Origin of the sequence: Isoptericola sp. NPDC056578, from assembly GCF_042793275.1 — a bacterium.
Lineage (GTDB): Bacteria > Actinomycetota > Actinomycetes > Actinomycetales > Cellulomonadaceae > Isoptericola.
Genome location: NZ_JBHTVC010000118.1, coordinates 1 through 1,736 on the forward strand (window position 1 = coordinate 1; position 1,736 = coordinate 1,736).

A 1,736-nucleotide genomic window follows, 5' to 3' on the forward strand; every position below is an offset into this window, starting at 1 on the left:
CCAGTATATATGGCAGAGAAGAAGGGATTCGAACCCTCGCACCGCGTTAGCGATCTACTCCCTTAGCAGGGGAGCCCCTTGAGCCACTTGGGTACTTCTCTGTATGGCTCCGCAGGTAGGACTCGAACCTACGACCGATCGGTTAACAGCCGATAGCTCTACCACTGAGCTACTGCGGAATGAAGTCTGCCTGGCGATGTCCTACTCTCACAGGGGGAAACCCCCGACTACCATCGGCGCTGAAGAGCTTAACTTCCGTGTTCGGTATGGGAACGGGTGTGACCTCTTCGCTATCGCCACCAAACAAATTGAGAGTGTTCTCTCAAAACTAGATAACAGGTGTGACATCATTCAAAAATATGGTTAAGTCCTCGATCGATTAGTATCTGTCAGCTCCATGTGTCGCCACACTTCCACCTCAGACCTATCAACCTGATCATCTTTCAGGGATCTTACTTCCTTGCGGAATGGGAAATCTCATCTTGAGGGGGGCTTCATGCTTAGATGCTTTCAGCACTTATCCCTTCCGCACATAGCTACCCAGCTATGCCCTTGGCAGAACAACTGGTACACCAGCGGTGCGTCCATCCCGGTCCTCTCGTACTAAGGACAGCTCCTCTCAAATTTCCTACGCCCACGACGGATAGGGACCGAACTGTCTCACGACGTTCTGAACCCAGCTCGCGTACCGCTTTAATGGGCGAACAGCCCAACCCTTGGGACCGACTACAGCCCCAGGATGCGATGAGCCGACATCGAGGTGCCAAACCTCCCCGTCGATGTGGACTCTTGGGGGAGATAAGCCTGTTATCCCCGGGGTAGCTTTTATCCGTTGAGCGATGGCCCTTCCATGCGGAACCACCGGATCACTAAGCCCGACTTTCGTCCCTGCTCGACTTGTAGGTCTCGCAGTCAAGCTCCCTTATGCCTTTGCACTCTACGAATGATTTCCAACCATTCTGAGGGAACCTTTGGGCGCCTCCGTTACTCTTTAGGAGGCGACCGCCCCAGTCAAACTGCCCACCTGACACTGTCTCCCGGGTCGATAAGACCCGTAGGTTAGAATTTCAATACAGTCAGGGCGGTATCCCACCAGCGCCTCCACCGAAGCTAGCGCTCCGGTTTCAATGGCTCCCGCCTATCCTGTACAAACTGTACCAACATTCAATATCAGGCTGCAGTAAAGCTCCACGGGGTCTTTCCGTCCTGTCGCGGGTAACCTGCATCTTCACAGGTACTATAATTTCACCGAGTCTCTCGTTGAGACAGTGCCCAGATCGTTGCGCCTTTCGTGCGGGTCGGAACTTACCCGACAAGGAATTTCGCTACCTTAGGACCGTTATAGTTACGGCCGCCGTTTACTGGGGCTTCAGTTCAGAGCTTCGTGATCCGCTAACCCCTCCTCTTAACCTTCCAGCACCGGGCAGGCGTCAGCCCCTATACTTCGCCTTACGGCTTCGCAGAGACCTGTGTTTTTGCTAAACAGTCGCTTGGGCCTATTCACTGCGGCTTTCCCGGGCTATTCACCCTAAAAAGCACCCCTTCTCCCGAAGTTACGGGGTCATTTTGCCGAGTTCCTTAACGAGAGTTCTCCCGCGCGCCTTAGGATTCTCTCCTCGCCTACCTGTGTCGGTTTGCGGTACGGGCACCTTCTCCCTCGCTAGAGGCTTTTCTTGGCAGCAGAGGATCACCCGTTTCCCGCATACGCGGTCACTATCAGTTCTCACCCTATGTGC

At 54.1% G+C, this 1,736-nt stretch carries 2 tRNA genes and 2 rRNA genes; all 4 read right to left on the reverse strand.

From position 1 onward, the window contains the following. Window positions 1-10: 10 nt before the first annotated feature. Window positions 11-101, reverse strand: a tRNA-Ser gene (locus ACFQ80_RS22555). 3 nt (window positions 102-104) lie between these two features. Continuing rightward, window positions 105-179, reverse strand: a tRNA-Asn gene (locus tag ACFQ80_RS22560). 9 nt (window positions 180-188) lie between these two features. Then, a 5S ribosomal RNA gene (gene rrf / locus ACFQ80_RS22565) occupies window positions 189-304 on the reverse strand. 55 nt (window positions 305-359) lie between these two features. Continuing rightward, window positions 360-1,736: ribosomal RNA gene (locus ACFQ80_RS22570) — 23S ribosomal RNA — on the reverse strand; the annotation flags it as partial.